General features: G+C 55.9%; 11 protein-coding genes and 2 pseudogenes. 5 read left to right on the top strand and 8 right to left on the bottom strand.

Features of this window, described 5'->3' with window-relative positions; genetic code table 11:
- Positions 1-9 precede the first annotated feature (9 nt).
- Entirely contained in the window at positions 10-294 is a 285-nt protein-coding gene (locus tag HAP54_RS52090; protein ID WP_166308740.1) for a hypothetical protein, read from the bottom strand.
- 622 nt (positions 295-916) lie between these two features.
- Here HAP54_RS52090 and HAP54_RS52085 point away from each other — a divergent pair.
- Positions 917-1,482, top strand: a pseudogene (locus HAP54_RS52085) (CHAT domain-containing protein); the annotation flags it as partial.
- A gap of 837 nt (positions 1,483-2,319) precedes the next feature.
- Here the strand turns inward: HAP54_RS52085 and HAP54_RS52080 are convergent.
- The 5 genes from HAP54_RS52080 to HAP54_RS52060 form a co-directional block, all read right to left on the bottom strand.
- Entirely contained in the window at positions 2,320-2,604 is a 285-nt protein-coding gene (locus tag HAP54_RS52080) for a DUF6119 family protein (protein ID WP_166308737.1), read from the bottom strand.
- 569 nt (positions 2,605-3,173) lie between these two features.
- Complete coding sequence (locus HAP54_RS52075) at positions 3,174-4,916, bottom strand: adenylate/guanylate cyclase domain-containing protein (RefSeq protein WP_248114208.1); 1,743 nt, start codon at positions 4,914-4,916, stop codon at positions 3,174-3,176.
- Positions 4,917-5,156: 240 nt separating this feature from the next.
- Complete coding sequence (locus tag HAP54_RS52070) at positions 5,157-5,486, bottom strand: DUF3768 domain-containing protein (RefSeq protein ID WP_166308731.1); 330 nt, start codon at positions 5,484-5,486, stop codon at positions 5,157-5,159.
- Positions 5,487-5,572: 86 nt separating this feature from the next.
- Entirely contained in the window at positions 5,573-6,082 is a 510-nt protein-coding gene (locus tag HAP54_RS52065) for a hypothetical protein (RefSeq protein WP_166308728.1), read from the bottom strand.
- Positions 6,083-6,195: 113 nt separating this feature from the next.
- Positions 6,196-7,161, bottom strand: coding sequence for a hypothetical protein (locus HAP54_RS52060; protein ID WP_224741202.1), 966 nt, complete (start codon positions 7,159-7,161; stop codon positions 6,196-6,198).
- A gap of 1,056 nt (positions 7,162-8,217) precedes the next feature.
- Here HAP54_RS52060 and HAP54_RS52055 point away from each other — a divergent pair.
- The 4 genes from HAP54_RS52055 (at position 8,218) to HAP54_RS52040 (ending at position 14,040) form a co-directional block, all read left to right on the top strand.
- On the top strand, positions 8,218-10,182 hold the full coding sequence (locus HAP54_RS52055) for a cadherin-like domain-containing protein (protein ID WP_166308725.1): 1,965 nt from the start codon (positions 8,218-8,220) through the stop codon (positions 10,180-10,182).
- A gap of 59 nt (positions 10,183-10,241) precedes the next feature.
- Positions 10,242-11,371, top strand: a protein-coding gene (locus HAP54_RS52050; RefSeq protein WP_166204126.1) for an IS3-like element ISRj2 family transposase whose coding sequence is annotated in 2 segments (ribosomal slippage) — positions 10,242-10,494 and positions 10,494-11,371 — 1,131 coding nt in all. Because the reading frame shifts where the segments join, the coding sequence is not laid out codon by codon here.
- A gap of 256 nt (positions 11,372-11,627) precedes the next feature.
- The gene (locus HAP54_RS52045; RefSeq protein WP_166308722.1) at positions 11,628-13,343 is read left to right on the top strand and encodes a cadherin-like domain-containing protein; all 1,716 of its coding nucleotides are present in this window, start codon (positions 11,628-11,630) and stop codon (positions 13,341-13,343) included.
- 259 nt (positions 13,344-13,602) lie between these two features.
- Positions 13,603-14,040, top strand: a complete 438-nt coding sequence (locus HAP54_RS52040) for a hypothetical protein (RefSeq protein WP_166202962.1) — start codon at positions 13,603-13,605, stop codon at positions 14,038-14,040.
- On the opposite strand, the pseudogene HAP54_RS52035 reads toward HAP54_RS52040, so the two are convergent.
- Positions 14,041-14,235, bottom strand: a pseudogene (locus tag HAP54_RS52035) (transposase domain-containing protein); the annotation flags it as partial. It abuts the gene before it with no gap.
- A gap of 149 nt (positions 14,236-14,384) precedes the next feature.
- Positions 14,385-15,514, bottom strand: a protein-coding gene (locus HAP54_RS52030) for an IS3-like element ISRj2 family transposase (protein ID WP_166308986.1) whose coding sequence is annotated in 2 segments (ribosomal slippage) — positions 14,385-15,262 and positions 15,262-15,514 — 1,131 coding nt in all. Because the reading frame shifts where the segments join, the coding sequence is not laid out codon by codon here.
- Positions 15,515-15,605 lie beyond the last annotated feature (91 nt).

Genomic DNA, 15,605 nt, shown 5'->3' with positions numbered 1-15,605 from the left:
AAGCGGAGACTAACAAAACACCGCGTTAGTGGGACAAATTATACCGTTGTCGGCCACCACAGTTTCCATTTTCTTGGACATACATTTTGTAAACTCGGCATCTTTCACGCATACGCGCCCCGCAGCGTCTACGGAAAGATCGGATGCATTTATCGGAGATACTTCGGATGACAGCGTCTTCGCAACTTCATCCGGGTGCTTTGTCACAAGTTCAGCGAGTTCGGAATGATGGATTTGTGTCTCGTCCTCGCCGGTGGTCGAGACTTGGCCTTTGTCAATAGAGAGCGTCGCCATAGTCGCATTCCCCCTCCAGTTGTAAACGGACTGAACGGTAACGAACGGCCGATCAGCACGCATGGGTAAATCACGTTTCCCGCGACAACCTATTGCAGTGAGTCGGTAAGCGCTGTTGACCTGTCGTATTGTCGAACATCGGGTGCTTACGGCAATCGCGTGGATGTGTAGGGGCGCCCCTGTCGTCACTCGTATGAAAGATGCCATCGGAGTTCGCCTTCACCCGCAATCCGCGCCGGGGTCTGGCGCTGCGCTATCTCGAAGGCTCCGCGCCAGCTCCCGTCGCTCTTGTGGAGGCAGGGTCACCATGGTTCTCCAGATCTCTGATCGCACCATAAGTTTTCATTTATCCATCGAGCCGACGTGAAAGTACGGCATGTGGCAATCGGTTGTGGAGCTGTGCTGAGAGAGTCAAATTGACGCACATCGGGTACCAAGAAGAAATTTGGCGGAATGCCGTGATAAGGACGCGCAATGAAGGGGACTTGGATCAGGAGAGGCAACGGAAAGACGACTGTAGTGTCCGTCCACGGCATTCTTTCCAGTGGGGAGACATGCTGGAGCCATACCAACGGAACGTATTGGCCAAAGTTACTGGCGGGTGAGGAGGAGATTACAAAGGATTCACACCGGTGAGGCCAGCGAAGCCTCGGTTAAGCAAGCGTAGCTCACTAACTATCGCATCATTTATTTCGCGACCCATGGCCTCGTCGCGGGCGACGTGAAGGGGCTTGGCGAGCATCCTTGTGCTTTCGATACCGGCTATACCGACGGATCTTGATGATTGGCTGCTTACTGCGAGTGAGGTCATGCAACTCAAGCTCGATGCTGACTGGGTCGTGTTATCAGCTTGCACCACTGTCGCAGGAGACAAACCAGGCGCTGAAGCATTGTCGGGTCTGGCACGTGCGTTCTTTCAAGCCGGTGCCCGCTCACTGCTAGTGACTCATTCGGCGGTGGAGTCGGCCGCGGCTACGCGATTGATGACTTCGGTCTTTGAAATTTTGAAGTATAACCCGAAGCTGGGCCGCGCAGAAGTCCCTGAGACAGGCTATGATCAATTTCCTACGTGACGCTTCGGATCCAATGAACAGTCATCCCGCGTTTTGGGGACCGCTCGCTCTGATCAGAGAAGGAGCAGCACGCTATCAAGCAACTCTTCCAAGAACGGCATTCCATTTGAGGTAGAATTCTATATTCGTTGTACTCTATATTAAGCGGAGGTGCGCCATGGATCACCTTGCTATCAACGTTCTTACGTGGACATGCATTGCAATATTTGTTGCTACGGGAATCGTTACGTTGCTCGCTCTTGTTGGCCGCTTGGGCCTTGGCGGCGGAGACGGCAGCAAACACGACTTCTATCTCCGGGCACTATTCGCGGCACTCATTCTAGAAATAGTTGGGGTTTCTGTAACTGCCTATGCTTCTAGCACTACGGGTGGGGCCCCGCCTTCGATTACGGACGCGAACAGAAGCGAGAAGGGGGTTGGTGCCCAGCCGCCAGCGGTTAACCCAGCGCAGATCAATTGGGCAGATACACAATCGAACGCTGACTGGGGAGGCGTCGATTACGCATACACCGTGACTTCGACTCCTAAGTACAAGTTGAAGGACACGACGCTGTGCGATGCCACACGGCTTGGCTACGTCGCAACATGTTGGGACTCTCGACCCGAAGGCTACCCGCCCGGCGTCGATCTGACCGACATTCCTAAGGAAACGAAGCCTCCGCAGTGGTGTACATACAAAGACAATCAGATTCGAGTCTCGAGTCCGGCAACTGGGAGAGCCAAGCCCGGCCGTGTGTATATCTGTGCCCAATCTGTGGCACGATAGCCTAATCCAACCGAGCTTGATAAAGCACATATAGGCTTAATGCGTGGCGTGCGTTTTGCGCGGTGCTAGAGGGACGAAGACTGTGAACATAATGATGAAAAGGTATTGAGTTAGCCTGTCGAGATTGACGAGTCGCCACACACGGCATCCCCTTAAAGAGGGGCCTCAAAAAATAGTCGGGCAGGGCTAGATGACGGCAATCTTAAGTCGGACTTGATAACCCATGCTGCGCAGCATCTCTCCCGCATTGGCTAAGCTTTGCTTGCTGAAGAAGGGCAGGGCGTTCCTCAAGTCGCCCGCAGCGTGCGTGATAATGGCATAAGTAACTGTAAAGTCGCTAGACCGTGGCTCTTCGCTAAAAACAGCGTGGTGCGAAGCTGGACAACGAACGAGCGCAAGCTGACGGAAGCGCGCATCGCGGAATGCCTGATCGGGTTTTACTCGCCAGTTCGGCACACCCAGCGATTCCATTATTCGCTCGGATAAATCTCGGAAGCTGATCAGGATCGATCTCTCTTGCGACGGCGTATTGCAAAGCCCGAGTCCATCTGCTGCGCGTCCGATGATCGATTTCCCTCCACATTGTGGCCTCGATAATAACGCGCAGCGGATGCCAGTTGGCACGCACTGGAACTGTTAGGATAGCGGGTGCGATTTCCAGCATAGCCGGAAGAAGCTCGTTATCGACGAGATGTCGGTAGCCTCGAAGAACGGCTCGAAGGTATCGATATTCAGCGAACCGGCGCTTGTTTCTGGATACGCGGTCAGCCGTTTTTCGTATCTTGGTTATCCGGTCGACGATTTTGCGCTCGGATGGAAGCAAGGATCTGTGCGAAGACTTCATCAGCATCTCTCCTGTTGAAAAGCGATGCTGAAAATTAGCGTCTTCGCGAATGCGGGGCCTAATTTGCTCAAGGCGACGTTTCAGGCGACAGTCGAGGCGAAAATCCTCAAGAACTCGTATTCTTAAATTTGTAGCAGTAGAAAGGCCGATTTGCTTTTTACTTAATCATTATCATTGAGCCGAGCGCGAGCCACTATTAGTCCTCCGGGACGCCAGCCAAGCGCATGCCCTCAGCGAGACGCTCGCGGAACGTAAGATTGGATAGGTGGTCACTCTGTGAACCTTCACGGAAACGGCGAATGGTAAACAGCGGGGTGAACGCAAGTCCTGACTTCGCTACTGACTTCGCCTCATCCAGAGACCCAAACAGCGCCAATGCGGCGGCGAGAAAAAAGTATACCATCGGGTAATTTCGATTGGCCTCGACGCTGCGACGAAGCAAACCGAGCGCTTCGACATTCTCTCCAATCTGGAGCTTCGCGAGGCCAACAATCATGAGCCAGCGATATGCGAAGACATCGCGGGGCGAAAGACGAAATGCATCATTCAAGTGAGCTTCGGTCTCCGTTGCGTGGCCCGTCAGATACTTAGCGTAGCCAATTTGCGCGTGGGCCTCAGCCAAATTGCTATCCAACTCTAGTGCTCTCGTGCATTCGGCCATACCTTGAGCGGCACGTTTCGTGCCGATGAGGAGGGCTCCGAAGGCCGTGTGTGCCACCGCGTGGTTCGGAGAGAGGCAGAGCGCCTCTATCAAGGCTGCCTCTGCTCTCGCGAGTAGCCCGGCCCTGTCGTCGCTCATGTAGTTGACGCCCGCGACCAAATCGATAATGGCTGTGCCAACCAAAGCATCGGTATTCTTAGGATCAAGCGACAATGCTCGCTCAAAACTGCTGCGCGCTTTTGACAGATGGTCAGGTGCCCATCCGTTGTTCAGCCAAGCTCTCCCTTGAAAGTAAAGGTCCATTGAAGTCGGATTGGGAGAACGCTCTGATCGCAGGGCCTCCTGCTCGGTGAGTTGAGCCTCCAGTTCGTTGGCGAGCCTTGATACGATTTCATCCTGCACTTCGAATAAATCAGCAACAGGCTTGTCAAATCGTTCTGCCCATAGATGCTTCCCAGTTTCCGCATCGACCAGCTGCACGTTCACCCGAAAACGGCTTTCGTTGCGCTGTACAGAGCCTTCGAGAACATAGCGGATGTTCAACTCGCGGCCGATCCTCCAAGCGTTAAGCGCTCGCCCCTTGTAAGTGAAAGCGGTGTTTCTGCCGATCACAAAGGAACCGCTGATGCGAGACAAATCGGTCGTCAAGTTCTCAGTCACACCGTCAACAAAGTAATCTTGTAGCGGATCACCGCTTAGATTTGTGAACGGAAGTACAACTATGGAAAGACGAGGTGGCAAGAAACATGGCCGGTCCACGCTTTCAGACGGTTTCATCGAACCGGATGAGCTGTCTCTAGCAGTCGCGTAAGCCCGGACCGGCCGCGCGATGTTCTTCAGGGACTGCGCGCCCAGGTCAACGAACTCAACCCCCATTTTACCCTGGACTTGATCGTAGACAGAAGATGAGATGCAGATGCCACCCGGCTCGGAGATGTTTTCAAGACGCGCCGCGATATTGACGCCGTCTCCGAATATGTCGTGAGGCTCGACGATTACGTCGCCGATATTGACGCCCACGCGGAAGGCAATGCGCCGATCCTCCGCATCAGTGGCCGTGAGTTCATGGATGCGCGTTTGAAATTGCAATGCGGCTCGAACCGCTTCGACCGCGCTCGGAAACTCTGCCAAGAATCCGTCACCGGTGTTCTTCACGATGCGCCCGCCGTGATCGGCAATAGCGGGCTCAACACTTGCGAGAAGCTTGCTCAACTTGGCATGTGTAGCCTCTTCGTCAATATGCATGAGTCGCGAGTATCCGGCGACATCGGCGGCCATTATCGCCGACAGCCTTCGCTCAATCCGATCTGGGTCCACTTGCCGCATGGTCCCGCAATTCAAACGAAAAGCCAACTGTACGACGGACTGGCCGCTCCGCCAACGGCCTTTGGCGAGACACGTAACGAAGTCGAGGTCGGCTATTGGCCGTAGCTGCCCTCAGTCAACGCCGTGACGACTCCTTCAAGGGGAGGCAGAGATCGCTGTAATGCCCTGGAATTGGATTTGAGACTACACGTCCTAATACTCGTCAGCCAGCATAATTGTTATGATGCGTTTGGTGATTGATGGATCTGATGGATCGGGGGATCCCACAGTCAGGTCCATCGAAAAATAGTCGATCTTAAAGAATATCGTGTGGCCCTCGACTACGAATGATCCGAAGTCGTGCTCTTCGTGAGGGTCGTTGTCGTGACAGAAATCATCGTAGAGCGAGATTGTATTAAAGATCCGCTCAGCCGCTTCGGGACCAAGAGCCGCTACGCCCGGTGTCATGAACGCCGCACCGCGAGTTAGGTCGCGGCGAAGTTCGTCATTGTGAAAGCGAATAAGTCCTTTCTGGTCGTCCATTTTGCGTGCCCATGGTTTGTTGGTCAAACGAAATGCTCGGCCGTGTTAGCGACCTGAGCCGCGGAGATCGGTAGGAACGGAATATTTCAATCGCTATTCAGCAAAGCCACCGAGCTGACCGGTCGCACGAATTCAGATGCGCTTGGGTAGTCGCGCCACTTCAGCGTCAGCATGTCATTGCTTCGTTTGGTGATAATCGCGGGCCACCAACCATCATCGACGGTGTCCTGTGCGATGACGAGATGACCGGGCGCTAGCTGTGACCACGTCTTGGGAAGAACTGCGGAAATTGTGCTGGGCTCTCCGCCTACTAATGTATTGATCTGGTCATAGGTCTGTTGATCGATATTCGGCACCAGCCCATTACCGGTGGCGTGAATTCGACCCGCCGGTAGTTTGTTCGCGATTTCGAGGTGCTTTCCGGTAACCGGTACAGCTAGCCGCAGACCCATCGCCCCCGCGGCTCTTGCCAACAGCGCCTCGTTCTCACCGATGAACCGTGCCGCGTGCGGTTTGCGATCTTTATCCAGTCCGAACATGATGATGGTCTTGGCCGAAGGTTTCTTAGCTTTGGGTCTTGTTGGCTTTTTGGACATGCAAGGCTCTCCTCTGGAATCAAAAGAGGCCCGCAACGGGCCTCAAGTGGTGGTCTGATTGATGGTTAGTAGTCCTGTCTGTCTTGGACGTGGTTCAGCTCGCTATCCTTGCGTCAGGCATGCGGAGCCACGCGCTCGCAACGACGAAACAATGGACATCCCATGTTGCGGCAACGGGTACGATCATCGATGTTGTTGCCGTTGCAGATGTTCAGTTCTAGCTGAGCGCTGTACCGCCAGATTGCATGTTGGACGAATCTTGGAAAAACCCGCGGGTAATCGGGATTGAATTGCCTTGCGTCAATTCGCGAGGCGATAAGCCTGATGATTTCGGCGCATCCGCCCTCAGCGTAGCAGGCAGGCCCAAATCCGTGCTTCGCTCCGAGCCCGCGTTGAATGCCGGTGCGTAATAGAAAGTTGTGCACCAGCGTGTCGATGGCGATCATGCCAGAGCCTACTTCTATCCAGGTAGGTTTGGTCGACGGTGCCGCCATCAAGATATCGGCCAAGGCCATATTCAACAACTTGTCGGACACGCCGAAAACATTTCGCAGCGGATCGATCAATGCACTCCGCATGCGGGAAGCGCGGTGCTTGGCTGTGTTGCTCAAACTCGCTTGGTCAAGCGTTTGATCTACCCACTCGACCAAGTTGCCATCCGCAACATCGCGGATAAACAAGAAGAGCGAATATGTCGTCTGGTTCAGACGTCCGTTGCGGAGGTCGTGTCGAGGCAGTGAGCAGTGAGGGGCAATCCATGGCTGTGCGCACGTCCGACTATCCTTCCGATAACCGCAACCGTGAAAGCTCCAGTAGCTTCGCAGTTTCGAGCAGGCCGGAGGCCGAGCGGTCGCTTGTTGTAAATCCTGCCAAGCAGGACAGCCATGATGATCCATGTAGCTGCGTGCTGCATGATCACTGATGCCCTGCAGCGAGAACGCTTCCAGCAAGTACTTGAACAGCTGCGGCGTGTCGTAATTTAGAATCGCCTGTCGCAGCCGATTGGATTCTGCGCTGATCAGATTTTCTGCGCCAGCCAGACGACAGACCGTATCGACCAGTAATGCCGCGCGATCCAAGGCTAGTTGATTGGCACCCCCGTTACGAGGTCGGGGCTTTCTTGACTTGCCGGGCCGCTTGTAGCTCGTCCGGCTTGCTCCCACGTCTAGACGACTAACTTGGGGAGCGCGCTGTGCGGCCTCCGTGACGCATCTGCCGGGGTAACGGTGAAGGCCAGTCCGTCCTCGTTCGTGTGCCTGCGACAGCGGCTGTGCCGCCAAACGTGTCGTTGCTAGATTGACATCAAAAAAAGAGAATTTCAAGCCTTAAAACAGATTATAAGCCATTGATTTTGCTAAATAATATGCCGTTTTGGTCGGTCTAGGCCGTTTGAGCGACTGGCCAGCCAAATTCAGGCCGAGCAGTTTAGCCGAGCGTGAGCGAGGCTGCCAAAGGCAAGATTTGTACGGCACAATGGACGCGGCGCGGACGTGCGCTGTTGGCCGGTGACGCGAAGAACTCGGCGCACCGGGCTAAACCTCCTCAAGCAATGATGGCCATCCCAAGAGGCCGATCCGCTTGCTCGAGATTTCCGTTTCGGAATTACGCAATCGGAGGGGTTATCAGCTTCGCGGTTACCCCGTTCCCCGTTCCGCCCGGCATCCCGAAGAGGGGGTATAGTGATTATGCAAGTTTAGGCCAGTCTTGACCAAGCCACCATTGCGCACAGAAATTCGAAAACTCGGGTTACGTCAGGCGTGCTTCCTCAGAACACCATAGCCGGTGGAGATTGAGGCTATCACGGATGAACGTCAGCCGATGGCTCCGACCAATTGCGATCCCGCTCATATTCTTGACTCCTGGTGCGCAACCTGCATCATCGCGGCGCGCGGTTTCAGGGGATGCGTGGTACTGGACCTCTATTTCGAATAAAAAGAAATTGCAAAGCATCCTCGGATGCTAGATCACTGGTTCTGAACTTTTCTTTGCTCTGGCTTGGTTGCTGGCAGGGTGAGACTCTCTGGGTTTCGGCCAAGCCGCTCCCATTAGTCCGATGACCTAGCAATGTCCTACGAATAGTCGCAAGTCATCTTAGAGAATTCGCCGGGCCACATTGTCGCAATCGGAGGTTCGTCATGTCGCAACCTTCTTGGGAAGATTTCATCAACGCGTGCAGTGCGGTTGCCACTTACGGTCCTATTGGTGCGTTTTCTGGTTACAGCCTTATCGACTCCCAGACCATTTCATTCGACGGCTTCCAAGCCGCGGCATTCAGAAACAACGCAACGGGAGCTGTCATAGTTGCCTTTGAAGCTAGCATTCTCGATCTAGCCGACGAGTCGATTTATGCCATCGCGTCAAGACTCGATGACGCCCTAATTTTCAATGGATCGGCACCTCAGAGGCTATTCAATGATGCGATTGCCTTTACTAGTCGCGTCCAGGCGGAGGTTGGCCTTAATCCAATCTTCGTCACCGGACATTCCATGGGCGGCGCTGAGGCAGAGGCAGCAATCGCAGCGTCTGGTTCAACGGCTGTCGGTGGAATGACGTTTGGCGCTCCCGGGCTACCTGGTTCAGGCCTTAGCAGCAACTTGTTTTCAATGAATCTTGTGAACTATGTGGACTACGGTGATTGGGTTGGTAATTACGCTAAGGACAGTTCGAGCGAGCTCAACAAAAAGGCCAAGGTCGGCCCTCACATAGGGTCAGTCGTGAGCGTTGGCACACCGAGTGAGGGCGTAAACCTTGTTGCTGCGAATAATGACACAGATAGTGTCTACACCGATCTGATTTCGTATTCAGTAAGAATTGCAGCTCAGCTTTCAGTTGATCATACTCTTCTCAACTACGATATTGATCTCAGTTCGCTATTTGGCGCAGGCACTATTCCAATTGAGAATGCGCAAAGCGGGGGGGCGTCCCAGACTGCATCGCAGCTCGCTAATATCATTGTCGCATCGGCCAACCCACTTTCACCCCCAACCACTACCCATCCTGTTGTCACAGGACCGTCGACCGCTTTCACGTACACCAATACAACTACACCGCTCTCAACATGGTTCTCCGCTTCCGAGACACCTTCCGGCAGTGTTCATCGCATTGATCATTACACGGCTTTCATTGTAAGCGGTACCGGCAGCATCCTCGTAGGCAGCCAATCCTTCTCACTCGGCCATGCTGCAACGAACGTCACACCCGCACAGTTTGCGACGGCCATTTTTAATGCCGGCTCAACTCCCGGTGGGAATCAAATCGCGGTTGTGGCATTCGATGATCTGGGTAATTCAAGCGTCGCAGCTGAAACGACCGTCACAGTGACCACGCCACCGGCCTCCGCTCAGCCGATCATCGTCACCGATCATACGCCTCCGACCATCGTTGCGACAGGACAGCAGCTCGTCACCGGTGTCGGCAGCAATCCAACGCTCAGCTCAAGCTATTTGCAGGTCGCCGATTCAAATTCGGCGCATTACACGCCCGAACAATTGACTTACACGATTACTTCGAATCCAAGCCACGGTTACCTGATCAAAGGTGGATCGATCGTCACTTCATTCAGCCAGGCTGATATTAACAATAACCTTATTGAATACCAGGAAAACGGAACGATCGCTTCAAGCGAGAGCTTCAGCTATTATGTCACTGATCCTGCTGGGAACAGGAGCGCAACGACCTCGTTCACCATCAGCATCAACGCTCCGCCAACATCGACTCATCCTAGTCTAATGACAAATGCCGGCCTCTCGGTTGGTCAGGGCCAGACGGCGCTGATCACCGACAGCAACCTCTTTGTGACGGACACGGGTCTGAATCCCTGGCAAATCATCTATACCGTCTCTGGAGGTCCAGCACACGGCCAGATTTTGGCAGACGGCATCAATCCCGTCTCCTGGTTTACTCAACAGCAGGTCGACCTCGGATTAATCTCCTATCAGAACATTGGTAATGTAAGCGGCACAGACAATTTCAACTTTACCGTGAGCGACAGCGCAGGCAGCACTCTCGGTCAGACAACATTCGGCATCAATGTAATCCCGCAGAATAACCTCGCCGTCTCCGTCGAACGCCAGAGCTGGCTCCGCAAATTCGGACAGTAGCTTGAGTGGATTTTCTGCCTGACAGCGGCGAGGATTCTTGCCGCGAATCAGGAGCGAAGATGACGAAGAAGAGCCGCCGGATGCATTCTCCGGCATTCAAGGCGAAGGTTGCTTTGGCTGCGGTCAAAGGCGACAAGACGCTGGCGGAGCTGGCGCAACTGTTTGATGTTCATCCGAACCAGATCACGATCTGGAAAAACCAGCTCCTGGAAGGCGCCGCCGGCGTGTTTGGGCATGACAAGGCGTCGGCCGAGACGCCGGTCGATTTGAAGGCGTTACATGCCAAGATCGGCGAGCTGGCGTTGGAAAACGATTTTTTGTCCGGCGCGCTCACCAAGGCGGGCCTGCTGAGCGCAAAGCGATGATCGACCGCGGTCATGATCTTTCTATCGTGCGCCAGGCGAAGGTCCTGAAGCTGGCTCGCAGCACGGTCTACTATGAACCTCGGCCAGTTTCGGCCGAGGACCTTGCCTTGATGCGTCGGCTCGATGAGCTGCATCTCGATTATCCCTTCGCGGGAGCGCGTATGCAGCGATCGTTGCTGCGGCGGGAGGGCGTATACGCCGGTCGCCGCCACATCGCGACGCTGATGAAGCGCATGGGGATCGAGGCGGTCTATCGTCGCCCGAACACGAGTAAGCCGGCACCGGGTCACAAGATCTACCCGTACCTGTTGCGCGGATTGAAGATCGAGCGGCCCGACCAGGCGTGGGCAATGGACATCACCTACATTCCGATGCGGCGTGGCTTCGTCTATCTCGCGGCGGTCGTCGATGTGTTCAGCCGACGGGTCCTGGCCCATCGCGTCTCGATCACAATGGAGGCGGCCTTCTGCGTCGAAGCGGTCCAGGAGGCGTTGGCGAAGCACGGCAGGCCCGAGATTTTCAACACGGACCAGGGCAGCCAGTTCACCAGCCTCGAGTTCACCGATGTGCTGCTGGACGCGAAGATCGCCATCAGCATGGACGGCAAGGGCGCCTGGCGCGACAACGTGTTTGTCGAGCGGCTCTGGCGCACGGTCAAATACGAAGAAGTTTATCTCCGCGCCTACGACAGCGTGTCCGAGGCGCGAGCGTCAATTGCCAAGTATCTGGCCTTCTACAATCAGGGACGCCCTCACTCGAGCCTTGACGGGCGCACGCCCGACGAGGCTTACTTCGGCACGCAAGCTATGGTGATGGCCGCATGACCGTCGCCGACGATTTTGTCGTCGCTCTGGTCGGGCTACGCCCTCCCGACGCAACGACAAAATCGTAAGGCCCCGCGTTCAGCATAACCCGGCAGGAATCCACTTAAATCCCGCGGGGCGCTGTCCAAACAACCGGCGCCAGCTCTGCCCTATTTTCACCGATCCTAATGGACAGTTCTATCTCCACAGTTCTTCAGATGGCGGGATACCGATCGGGAGCACGGGATTCACGACGTTCAGTAATACGCCTGGATACGTGACAGCTCTTACGCCCGACATCCTCTCCGCGATCGATCCAGGCGTCGACCCAGCCAACATTGTATACACGGTGACGAGCATGCCCTCCAACGCGGGGGGCATATTGATTGGCAGCTGGGGAACTCCGGAAAGTTCTTCCTATACGCCGTTCAATGGCAGCTCATTCGGGCCAAGCGATATAGCGAATAACTTCCCGCACTCGTTCACACAGGCTCAAGTCGATGCCGGGCAAGTATTCTATCGACAATTTAGCGGCAACTACGGCGATCAGTATCCTCTTGTTCTTTCAGTTAGCGACAACGCCTCCAACACCGTTTCTGACGTCGTAGTCCCTGTGATCGTGCAGAGCGGGAGTGGCCTGCTTAGCAAAGGAGTCTTCATTCCAAACGGTCAAATTCCAGCGCCGATCCTGAAGGATAGCATGGGTGAAACTTCAACAATCGGCAGTGGCCTTCTTACTTGGATTTCGCCTCAGTTTAGCGACAGTCAAATTACCTACACGATTTGGTACATTCCCCAGCATGGATCGCTGTTGCTCAACGGTGCATCCTTGTCAGTCAATGCAACGTTCACTCAGACCGACATCAATTTAGGCCGTCTTGCGTACCGGGAAGATGGATCGGTCGTCACATCCGACGCTTTCGGGCTCAAAGTTGCCGATCCCAACAATCCGTCAAATCCAAGCGTCATCCCCGTAACCGTGGCGATGGAGGGTAAGGGTGGCGGTCAAGTCATTTCGGGCACTCCTGCTGCTGATACCATCATTGCAGGTACAGGTGGCAGTTACTTCTTTGGAGATGGTAACACGGTCGTTAGTTACGTAAACTCTCCTAATCCTGTGCAAGTAGATCTCGCGCATGGCACCGCGCAAAACGGTTATGGCGGGACTGACACTTTTGTTGACGTCCATTCCGTAACGGGCTCCGCCTTTAGTGACGTGCTCACTGGAACTTCGGTAGATGACACGTTTTGGGGCGGCAACGGCAATGACAGCATCTACGGTGGTGCCGGCAACAATCTTCTCGAAGGCGGCACGGGCGACGACCTGATGATCGGCGGGTCCGGCAACGACTTGATGTATGCGGGCGATGGCTTCAACTACTTATACGGCGAGGGCGGCAACGACGTTCTCATCGGCGGCAAAGATTATACCGTCCTCGAAGGGGGAGACGGAAACGACTACGCCTACCTGTATAATGCAGGCGGCACAGTCTACGGCGGGAACGGCAACGATGTGCTCGTCGGCAACCTCAACAACGACATCCTTATCGGGGACGCGGGCGACGACGTGCTCTATGGCTACGGAGGCAATGACTACGGCTATGGAGGCGACGGCAACGATGTGTTCTATGGTGGTGATGGCGTCGATGTGCTGATCGGCGGCGCGGGGAACGACTATTTCGATGGTGGCACCGGCGTGAACTATTACTTCGGCGGTGGCGGAGCAGGGCCGGGCACGGGCCAAGGCAATGACACCTTCGTACTTTCCCGCACCGTCGGCACTCAGAGCATTGATGTAGTGCAGGATTGGACCGAAGGGCTCGACCACGTCAACCTGATCGGATCGGGCTTCACGTCATTCGCCGACCTGCTGTCACATTCCTATCAGAACGGCGCCTACTTCATCGTACAGCCCGACGCTAACAATGCCATCTGGCTCAATGGCGCGACCGCGTCGACCGTGACCGCGAGCGACTTCTCGATCGTCAGCTAACGAGTTTAGCTAATGTTCAACACGTGGGTCGAATCGGCGTGCTGGAGCTGGAGCCCGATCGATGCTTCGGTGTCGCGGACAAGACGCTTGGCCAGACCCGAATTGAGCCGGCACACTCCATCGTGAGCGTCACGAGAGGATCACGGGTGCCTGGGCTTGACTTGCGCGGAATGCTCTGGATAGCGCGGTCGGGATGATTGACGCCGCCGGCGCGCGGTGATGGGTTGATCCCGGTTCGGAGCGGGCAACGGGGATCAGAATGACCAGCGAGTCGCAGCTGCGCGAGAAGCTTCGGAAGATCGAGGCGTTGTTCGTGGGGGCCGGAACTGCTGGTGAGCGCCTTGCAGCGGAAGCCGCGCTGCAGCGGGTGCGGGCCCGGGTCGAGGAACTTGCTCGCCACGATCCACCGATCGAACAGCAATTCTCACTTCCCGACCAGTGGTCTCGGCACCTGTTTCTGGCGCTTTGCCGCCGATATGGGCTGCGGCCGTTTCGTTATCGCCGACAGCGACGTAACACGGTGATGGTCCGTGCGTCACGGGGCTTCGTTGATCGAGTCCTGCTGCCCGAGTTCACCGAGCTGGAGGGTGCGCTGCAAGTGTATCTGCACGAGGTAACGCTGCGCGTGATCCGCGAAGAGATCTACGACGACGCCAGCGATGCGCAGGAAGTTCCCGACGCCGTGCCGTCGAACTGATCAAGCGGCGAGCTTTGGCTCCGAACCATCGCGCTCGGCTTTCCAATTCCACGGCAGCAGCGTGTTCAGCTGATTGATCTTGGTACGTCCGGAGACGATGCGCTCGAGAACATCAGTAAAATAGTGCCGTGGGTCGATGTCGTGAAGCTTTGCGGAGTTGATGAGTGATGCGAGAGTGGCCCAGGTTTCGGCGCCGCCAGAGCTGGCGCCGGTTGTTTGGACAGCGCCCCGCGGGATTTAAGTGGATTCCTGCCGGGTTATGCTGAACGCGGGGCCTTACGATTTTGTCGTTGCGTCGGGAGGGCGTAGCCCGACCAGAGCGACGACAAAATCGTCGGCGACGGTCATGCGGCCATCACCATAGCTTGCGTGCCGAAGTAAGCCTCGTCGGGCGTGCGCCCGTCAAGGCTCGAGTGAGGGCCTCCCTGATTGTAGAAGGCCAGATACTTGGCAATTGACGCTCGCGCCTCGGACACGCTGTCGTAGGCGCGGAGATAAACTTCTTCGTATTTGACCGTGCGCCAGAGCCGCTCGACAAACACGTTGTCGCGCCAGGCGCCCTTGCCGTCCATGCTGATGGCGATCTTCGCGTCCAGCAGCACATCGGTGAACTCGAGGCTGGTGAACTGGCTGCCCTGGTCCGTGTTGAAAATCTCGGGCCTGCCGTGCTTCGCCAACGCCTCCTGGACCGCTTCGACGCAGAAGGCCGCCTCCATTGTGATCGAGACGCGATGGGCCAGGACCCGTCGGCTGAACACATCGACGACCGCCGCGAGATAGACGAAGCCACGCCGCATCGGAATGTAGGTGATGTCCATTGCCCACGCCTGGTCGGGCCGCTCGATCTTCAATCCGCGCAACAGGTACGGGTAGATCTTGTGACCCGGTGCCGGCTTACTCGTGTTCGGGCGACGATAGACCGCCTCGATCCCCATGCGCTTCATCAGCGTCGCGATGTGGCGGCGACCGGCGTATACGCCCTCCCGCCGCAGCAACGATCGCTGCATACGCGCTCCCGCGAAGGGATAATCGAGATGCAGCTCATCGAGCCGACGCATCAAGGCAAGGTCCTCGGCCGAAACTGGCCGAGGTTCATAGTAGACCGTGCTGCGAGCCAGCTTCAGGACCTTCGCCTGGCGCACGATAGAAAGATCATGACCGCGGTCGATCATCGCTTTGCGCTCAGCAGGCCCGCCTTGGTGAGCGCGCCGGACAAAAAATCGTTTTCCAACGCCAGCTCGCCGATCTTGGCATGTAACGCCTTCAAATCGACCGGCGTCTCGGCCGACGCCTTGTCATGCCCAAACACGCCGGCGGCGCCTTCCAGGAGCTGGTTTTTCCAGATCGTGATCTGGTTCGGATGAACATCAAACAGTTGCGCCAGCTCCGCCAGCGTCTTGTCGCCTTTGACCGCAGCCAAAGCAACCTTCGCCTTGAATGCCGGAGAATGCATCCGGCGGCTCTTCTTCGTCATCTTCGCTCCTGATTCGCAGCAAGAATCCTCGCCGCTGTCAGGCAGAAAATCCACTCAAGCTACTGTCCGAATTTGCGGAGCCAGCTCTGCC

This window comes from Bradyrhizobium sp. 2S1 (genome assembly GCF_011516625.5).
Classification (GTDB): domain Bacteria; phylum Pseudomonadota; class Alphaproteobacteria; order Rhizobiales; family Xanthobacteraceae; genus Bradyrhizobium; species Bradyrhizobium septentrionale.
The sequence above is the reverse complement of the archived record's forward strand: the minus strand, read 5'-3'. Positions and strand labels throughout refer to the sequence as shown.